The sequence below is a fragment of the Herpetosiphonaceae bacterium genome, from assembly GCA_036374795.1.
In the GTDB taxonomy this organism is placed as follows: domain Bacteria; phylum Chloroflexota; class Chloroflexia; order Chloroflexales; family Kallotenuaceae; genus LB3-1.
The window spans coordinates 20,924-28,518 of sequence record DASUTC010000089.1 but is presented as its reverse complement, the minus strand read 5'-3'; the positions used below and the strand labels follow the sequence as shown (position 1 = coordinate 28,518).

At 62.8% G+C, this 7,595-nt stretch carries 8 protein-coding genes; 4 read left to right on the top strand and 4 right to left on the bottom strand.

Annotated features, from left to right (window positions below; translation table 11 throughout):
- The 4 genes from VFZ66_06140 to VFZ66_06125 all read left to right on the top strand — a co-directional run.
- The coding region (locus VFZ66_06140) for a molybdopterin-dependent oxidoreductase (protein ID HEX6288750.1) at positions 1-1,517 on the top strand (1,517 nt) is incomplete at its 5' end.
- A 96-nt stretch (positions 1,518-1,613) separates the two neighbouring features.
- A complete protein-coding gene (locus VFZ66_06135) occupies positions 1,614-2,204 on the top strand; it encodes a sigma-70 family RNA polymerase sigma factor (GenBank protein ID HEX6288749.1) in 591 nt (196 codons plus the stop codon).
- A 46-nt stretch (positions 2,205-2,250) separates the two neighbouring features.
- Positions 2,251-3,009: an anti-sigma factor gene (locus VFZ66_06130; protein ID HEX6288748.1), complete on the top strand. Its 759-nt coding sequence runs from the start codon at positions 2,251-2,253 to the stop codon at positions 3,007-3,009.
- Positions 3,010-3,291: 282 nt separating this feature from the next.
- Positions 3,292-4,101: a DUF4397 domain-containing protein gene (locus VFZ66_06125; protein HEX6288747.1), complete on the top strand. Its 810-nt coding sequence runs from the start codon at positions 3,292-3,294 to the stop codon at positions 4,099-4,101.
- A 63-nt stretch (positions 4,102-4,164) separates the two neighbouring features.
- Here the strand turns inward: VFZ66_06125 and VFZ66_06120 are convergent, their stop codons facing one another.
- From VFZ66_06120 to VFZ66_06105, 4 genes are all read right to left on the bottom strand, one after another.
- Entirely contained in the window at positions 4,165-4,419 is a 255-nt protein-coding gene (locus tag VFZ66_06120; protein HEX6288746.1) for a glutaredoxin family protein, read from the bottom strand.
- Positions 4,420-4,467: 48 nt separating this feature from the next.
- Positions 4,468-5,157, bottom strand: a complete 690-nt coding sequence (locus tag VFZ66_06115) for an SGNH/GDSL hydrolase family protein (protein ID HEX6288745.1) — start codon at positions 5,155-5,157, stop codon at positions 4,468-4,470.
- Positions 5,158-5,245: 88 nt separating this feature from the next.
- On the bottom strand, positions 5,246-7,150 hold the full coding sequence (locus VFZ66_06110; GenBank protein ID HEX6288744.1) for a hypothetical protein: 1,905 nt from the start codon (positions 7,148-7,150) through the stop codon (positions 5,246-5,248).
- A gap of 88 nt (positions 7,151-7,238) precedes the next feature.
- Positions 7,239-7,496 carry a hypothetical protein gene (locus VFZ66_06105; GenBank protein ID HEX6288743.1) on the bottom strand — a complete coding sequence of 86 codons (258 nt, stop codon included), beginning with the start codon at positions 7,494-7,496 and terminating at the stop codon, positions 7,239-7,241.
- Positions 7,497-7,595 lie beyond the last annotated feature (99 nt).

Sequence of the window (7,595 nt, the reverse complement as noted above, 5' to 3'; positions counted from 1 at the left end):
CGCACCTGTGGCCGTTCGTCAAGCGCGCGCGGGCAAACGGCGCTCGTGTGATCGCGATCGATCCCTACCGCTCGCGGACGGCGCAGCAGTGCGACGAGCATCTGGCGATCAACGTTGGCACCGACGCGGCGCTGGCGCTGGGCCTGATGCATGTAATCTTCGCCGAAGGGCTGGAAGATCGTGAGTACCTGCGCGAGTATACCGTCGGCGAGGCCGCGCTGCGCGCCCGCGTGGCGGAGTATCCGCCGGAGCGCGTCGCCGAGATCACGGGCCTGAGCGCCGAGCGCATCGTCTCGCTGGCGCGCGAGTACGCCACGACGCAGCCCGCCGCGATCCGCATCAACTACGGCATGCAGCGTCACGCAGGCGGCGGCATGGCGATTCGCACCGTCGCCGCGCTCCCGGCGGTCGTCGGCGCGTGGCGGAATCCGGCGGGCGGTATCCTGCTGAGCACCAGCGGCACGTTCCCGCTCAACTACGCCGCGCTGGAGCGCCCCGATCTGATCCCGCCGGGCACGCGCACGATCAACATGACCGAGCTGGGCAACGCGCTTACCACCGTCGACGATCCGCCGATCAAGGCGCTCTTTGTGTACGGCTCCAACCCGGCGGCGGTCGCGCCCGACCTTGAGCGCGTGCAGCAGGGCTTGCTGCGCGACGATCTCTTCGTGGTCGTCCATGAGCAGTTCCCCACCGACACGGTCGCGTATGCCGACATCGTTTTGCCCGCCACGACGCAGCTTGAGCACGCCGACGTTCACAAAGCGTACGGCCAGCTCTACGTCGCCTGGAACGAGCCCGCAATCGCGCCGCTGGGCGAGTCGCTGCCCAACACCGAGGTCTTCCGGCGGCTGGCGGCGCGCATGGGCTTTGACGATCCGTGCTTCCGCGACTCGGATGAAGATATGGTGCGGCAGGTGCTTGAGTCGGATCATCCGTGGCTGCAAGGCATCACCCTGGAGACGCTCAGGCAGCATGGCTGGCTGCGGCTCAACATTCCTGAGGAGTGGGCACCCTTCGCCACGGGCAACTTCCCAACGCCCAGCGGCAAGTGCGAGCTGTACTCGGAACGCATGGCCGCCGACGGCTTCGATCCGGTGCCCGCGTTCACGCCGCCCGCCGAAAGCCCGATCCGCGCGCCGGAGCTGGCGGCGAAGTATCCGCTGGCGCTGCTGACGCCGCCCGCGCACCATTTCTTGAACACCAGCTTTGTCAACGTGCTCAAGCGCTACGAGGGCCAGCCAGTGCTGGAGATCAACCCGCTCGACGCGACGCAGCGCCGGATCAACCACGGCGATCTCGTGCGCGTCTTCAACGATCGTGGCTCGTTCCAGCTTCCGGCCAGTATCACCGAGCGGGTCAAGCCCGGCCTAGTCGTCGCGCCCTCGATCTGGTGGCGCTCGCTGACGCCCGACGGCAAAGGTGTGAACCATACGACATCGCAGGCACTCACCGACATGGGCGGCGGCGCGACCTTCTACGATAATCTGGTTGAGGTGGCGCCGGTCGAGACGTAGTGCGCCCGCTGCACGATCGGCAGAGCCTATGGTAAGATACGCGCGATAGAGAACCAAGAACTTTCGCGGTGCGTACACTCAAAAGGAAGCCGAAATTTGGCCCAGGTACAACAACGGCCCGAAGAAGCAACCAGCGATCAGCAGCTCATCACGCGCGTCGCGCAGCAAGATCGCCGTGCCTTTGAGATCCTGTACGATCGCTATGCTCCGGCGGTATTCGGCTTGGCCCTTAAAACGCTTGGCGATCGGCAGATTGCCGAGGAGGCGGTCCAGGAGGTTTTCTGGCGTGTATGGCAGCGCGCTGCAAGCTTCGATCCCAACCGCATGTTCGCGCCCTGGCTCTTTGGTATCGCCCATAACTATTGTATCGACGAGCTGCGCCGCCGCCGTGCTCGTCCGCAGCCGGTGTATGAGGACGACGAGCACCCGGTGTTGAGCAGCATCGCCGATACAACCGACGTGAGCGAGGCCGCGCTTCAGAGCGAACAGCGGCGCATCGTCGCCGACGCATTGCAGCAGCTTCCCAATGAGCAGCGCCAGGCGCTTGAGCTGGCGTACTATGGCGGCCTGACGCAGCAAGAAATTGCGACTCGCCTTGGTAATCCGTTGGGCACGATCAAGACACGGATGCGGCTCGGACTACAAAAGCTACGCGGCATCCTTCAAGATCAAGGTCTTGTCGAGTAACATGCACACGGGTCACGTTTCTTCCACGACAGGGTTTGGTAGGCACATGAAAATGCATTCGGAGCACGAACAGGTTGAGGAATTAATCGAAGGGTACGCGCTGAATGCTCTCGATCCATCGGAGCGCAGCCTCGTCGATCAGCATATTAGCGTCTGTCCTCCGTGTCGCAGGCGGGTCTATACCGCAGCAGACACAGCACAGATGCTCGGTTTTGTCGTCACGCCCGTTGCACCGCCCAGTCATTGCAAGCGTAAGGTTCTGGAAAAGATCGAGCGCGAGCTGTTCTTGAGCGCGCCGACCCGGCGCTCGCGCACCGCCGCCTCGCTTTCGACCTGGGCGGCGCTCGCGGCGCTAACGCTGCTGGTGATGAGCGGTGCCTGGAGCATCAGCCTCCAGGATCAGCTCACGCGCGTCAACGACGAGCTGGCACAGACGCGCAGCCAGCTTGGGGCGCTTGAAAGTATGCTGGCCGATGTTCAGGCGATCCGCCCGCTCAAGGCCGAGGGCGACACGCAGTGGATCGTAGCCAACACGTTCATGAAACCCGGCAGCAACAAAGCTCTGCTCGTGATCCGCAACCTGCCGCCGCTCGCTCCTGGGCAGACCTATCAGGTTTGGGTTGCGCGCGAGGGCGTGCAGCAGCCGCTGGCAACCTTCAACCCGCCGCCCGCCGCCGAGACGACCCAGGTTGAGATCTCGCCGCCGGAGCCGATGGATAAGTACAAGTGGATTATGGTGACGATCGAGGACGCGCAAGGCTCGGATCATCCCAGCAAGAAGCAAATCTTATTCGGCGACTTATAGCCTCACTCTCTGTCGATACGGCGCGTCCGGCATATGCCGGACGCGCTTTGTGTTGTGCGCAATTCTGGATATATCATGTGCAAACCCTGTGCAATATCTGAATTTCATGTATAATCTATTTGCATAGCATATGCAACTCATGTGCAAAACGTAGATCCAAACATTTTGGGGCTGCGTATAAGCCACCAACGAGGCGGAACCGGCCATTCCGCAGCAGGCCGACACAGCGCGCAGTGCTGGCTGACGGAAACAAGGATGTTCAATTCTGGAAGGAGTTTGAGTATGTTACGGCGATTCCTGTACATGGTAGGTATGGCGCTCCTGGTCTTCGGGTTTGCGCTTCCGGCAGCAGCCCAGAGCAACAATGCCCGTGTCCGCGTGATCCATGCCTCGCCCGACGCCCCGGCAGTTGACGTGTTTGTAGACGGCCAGGCGGCGCTGACCAGCGTCGCGTTCAAGGCGATCAGCGACTATCTGGACGTTCCGGCGGGCGCGCACAAGATCGCGGTGGCTCCGGCGGGGCAGGGCGAGGGCGCTGCCGTGATCACGGCCAATCCGACGCTTGAGGCGGGCAAGGCGTACACCGTCGCGGCTGTGGGCGCGCTGGCGAATATCAAGGGGCAGGTCTACAACGATAACCTGGCGGCTCCGGCTGCGGGTAAGGCCCATGTCCGTGTGATCCATGCCTCGCCCGACGCCCCGGCGGTCGCGGTGAAGGTGGCGAGCGGCCCGACGCTGATCGAGAGCCTGGCCTTTCCGAACGCCAGCGATTATCTGCCGGTTGATGCGGCCTCGTACAACCTTCAGGTGACACCGGCGGGCGCGAACGATGTCGTGCTGGATCTGTCGAATACCGACCTGAAAGCCGGAACGATCTACGATGTCGTGGCGCTGGGCCAGCTTGCGAATATCTCGGCGGAGGTGGCGACCTTCACGCCGCAGGCGAGCGCCAGCGAGAGCGGCGCAACCACCACTGGTGCGCCCAACCAGTTGCCCAACACCGGCGCGGCAGACACCCTGAGCCTGCTGCTGATCGGGCTGGGCGCGCTCGCCGTCGCGGGTGGCCTCGTGCTCCGACGCCGCACCGCATAGCAGCTATCTTTCCTCCCTACGCTACAGGACCAGACGAGCTTCGTCTGGTCCTGTGGTTTAACGTTAACCTTGGTGCCCCAGCGCGGCCTTGATCTCGTCCATCTCCAGCCCATCGACGATCGTCTCGCCGATCACGGTGATGGGCGCTCCCCGGTAGCCGAGCCTCGTCAATTCCTCCAGCGCCGCCGGATCTTCGCGGATATTGCGCTCGGTGTAGCTATAGCCGTTCTGCGTCAGCCAATTCTTGATCGTGTTACAGTCCACGCAGCGCGGGCCGGTGGTATAGACGGTGATCGTGGGAGTTGTTCGGTGTTCCATAGCGCTCCTCGTTTTTGAACGATGATTCATGCGGCGGGCGTGCCGCCATCAAAAGCGCAGCGTGTCGGGCCAGTGCTGCTTGAGCACCCGTACCTCCTCGTCGGCGATCACCGCGACGCCCACTGGATTGGGGTGGATGTTGGTCCACCAGCGCACATCGCCGACATGCAGATGATCCTGGCCGGGACCGAGCACAGGAATATCCTCGTCCACCACGCCATAGCCGCGCACGCGCAGATCCCAGTTACCCTGCTCCGTCTCACGCTGCATTCGCTCGTAAATATCGACAACGGGCATCGCGTAGCGCTGTCCCAGCTCGCGGATCACAGTGTAGATCGGCTGGAGCACGCTGTTGCGATCGAACTCGTAGTGCGCGGGATAATCGACGTAGACGCCCGTTTCGAGCAAGATTCGCGCGCTGGGCAGATCGGCGCGCAGCCGCTCGCAGAGCCGGATCAGATTCTCGCGAAAGCCATCGACGCCGTACTCTTTGCGGTCGTTGACGCCGTAGCGGATCAGTACGTAATCTGGCGCACTAATCCGGCGCATCATGCGCTCGTAGCGCTTGAGCAGCTTACCGATCGACTCGCCATCCATGCCCTCGTTCGTCACGGCGCACTCGTCGTCGGGATAATGCTCACGCAGCTTGGCGTGGAGCGCCTGCTCGTTCTTGTGGCGCGGCGGCAGATAGGTTGTCGCCAGCGTACAATCGCCGATCATCAGGATGTGAACAGTCATAGCAGAGACACCGGTAACGACGAGAACATATCACACCAGGCAATGATCATGTCTTCCAGGGCCAGCATAGCGGGACGCGATGCGGAGATCAGCGCCGCTCATGCTCTTCCATCAGCGCCAGCTGGCGCGCAACCTCCTCGACGGCGACGCGCTGCTTGCGATAAAAATCGGACTCGCTCATCGCCAATCTCATCACAATATCGCGGATTCGCAGACCTTGCAGGAAGCGCAGATGCAAAATATTGTACAACATCCACTCCTGCGCCGTCGGCTCGAGCTGCTCATCGGGCCGCAGATTCTCGATCGCCCGCCGCAGCACCAGTTGCAGCGACTTGGTGGGGCTGCCTGTCTCGCTCAGCGCATTACGCACCGAGTGCAGGCCAAGCAGCGGGCTTTCCGAGAGCTTAGGACCGCCCCAGTAGTGCTTGAGGGCATCCTGCACAAGCTGATCGAAGTTTGGCAGCAGCGCGACATCGGCCTCGATCTGCTCCAGCGTCGCGGGCGGCGTGTGCTCAAGATGCGCCGACAACTGTTGCAGCGAGCGCATCTCAGGCGTCAGACCTTGCAGCGTGGCGTAGATCCGCTCCTGAAGCTGGACATTTTCGAGCGCCAGCTCCATCTGGTGCGCCAGCACGCCGATCAGCCGCCGCACCTCAAGCGTCGGGCCGGGCGCTGGATTTGCCACGCCGACCACGCCCAGGAACGTGCCGCTCGAAGCGTGCAGCGGCAGAATACAGTAGCCGTCGATCGGCAGGAAATCCTCGGCTTCGGGCACCGCGCCATGCTTGCGCGACGGCAGCTCGCGCGCGTGCTCAAGCATATCGTGCAGGCTATGCTGGCTGAAGAAGTGCTTGATCTCGTGACGCGGCCCGACCGAGGCTTTGACGACCGCGCTGTCGCCTTCGGGCGCGGCCACAAAGCCGTACTCAACGCGCATCGCGCCGCAGATCGTCACCAGCGTATTTTCCAGCAGATGCCGCAGGTCGGTGCGGGTAAAGGCTTTGCGATCGAAGCGCCGCAAAAGCTGGAGCTGCTCGCGGTCCTGCCACAGCAGCAGATTCTCCAGACGGGGCCGAATATAGTCGATCAGGCTTGGGATCGCCACCGTAAAGATCATCACGCCGAACGTCACGATCGTGTCGCGCGGCAGGCCAAGCACATCCTCGAAGAGCGGTAGCACCTGAAAGCAGATGATCACGGCCACGCCCACGAGCGGCCCGATCAGCAGCCAGCGGATAAAATCCTGCTTGACGATGCGATCCGGCAGCAGCGCGCCCTGGTAGGCGACGCTGTAGCTCAGCACCATGATCATCGCGCCGACGCCGATGTTGGTGATGATCGCCAGCGAGAGCACGATCCACGGCGGCAGCGCTGCCGCGAAGCCCGCGACGACCAGATAGGGAAACACGCCCAGCCCCGGCGCGAGAAACGACACGCCCAGATAGGTCATGCGTCGCCGCGAGGCCGCCGTAGTATGCAGTTGCCGCGCCCGGTAGATGTTATACAGGCCACCCAGCGTTACCATGCAAAACCAGACCGCAAACAGCCAGAAGACGGGACCAGCCGCCAGCTGCTCAAGCGGGCCGCGCTCGATCCGCCCCCCCACGAGATAGCTCGTGCCGAAGGCCAGCCCAAAGAAGAGCGCCGCGCTGATATAGCCTGCGATCACACCCCAGCGCCGCCGTAGCGACTGTAGGCCGACCGAGGTCAGGATCGCGTCGGAGAGATGCAGGTAGGCCGCTGGCACCAGCACGATCCCCAGCCATTGCGCGCGCAGCAAAAACTGGCGCGTATCCTCGCGCACCGCCCGGTCGAGCAGCACGTCGCCGCTGAAGACGATCACCACACCCGCCAGCAGCAGCGCCGTCGAGCGTGTCACCATATTCCGCCAGTTCCGCGTGCCGATGTAAAACAGCAGCGAGAACGTGACGACGAGGATCGTCTGAGAGACAAGTATATTGAAGCGCAGCAGCGCGTCGGTAAACCCTGGCACGTCCACACCTATCGATAAAGCTCAAGATGGCATCCGGTGATGGGCTGGTATTATAACACTAGCCTTCTGACCTGCCTTAAGTGCGGTCTTAGAAACCGAACGAGGCTTGAAGCGCCATCCAGAACGCCACGCCCCCGGCCAGCAGCCCGACAATCAGCAGCAGCCGGTGGATCTGCGGCACGACGTTGAGCATCAGCCCGCCGTAGCAGGCCATAAACAGGCTGATCGCCAGCCAGAATATCGCCTCACGCCAATCGCGCCGCGCCACGCCCAGAAAGATCGATAGCCCGAACATCAGCGCCGCAAACAGGAGCGCGCCGCGTCCAACCGTTGGATTTGAAGGCATCTGCTCCTCCTTCTGCCATCGCCGACCTCCAGCCCGATAGAAGCGGTTTGATCATGGCGCTACTACGCGGCGAATTGCCCTGGCCTGTTCCTTGCTGGG

Excerpts from the sequence above, each read along its gene's own strand:
- VFZ66_06130 (HEX6288748.1), top strand. The coding sequence starts at position 2,251 with ATGAAAATGCATTCGGAGCACGAACAGGTTGAGGAATTAATCGAAGGG.
- VFZ66_06125 (HEX6288747.1), top strand. The coding sequence starts at position 3,292 with ATGTTACGGCGATTCCTGTACATGGTAGGTATGGCGCTCCTGGTCTTC.
- VFZ66_06120 (HEX6288746.1), bottom strand. The coding sequence starts at position 4,419 with ATGGAACACCGAACAACTCCCACGATCACCGTCTATACCACCGGCCCG.
- VFZ66_06115 (HEX6288745.1), bottom strand. The coding sequence starts at position 5,157 with ATGACTGTTCACATCCTGATGATCGGCGATTGTACGCTGGCGACAACC.
- VFZ66_06105 (HEX6288743.1), bottom strand. The coding sequence starts at position 7,496 with ATGCCTTCAAATCCAACGGTTGGACGCGGCGCGCTCCTGTTTGCGGCG.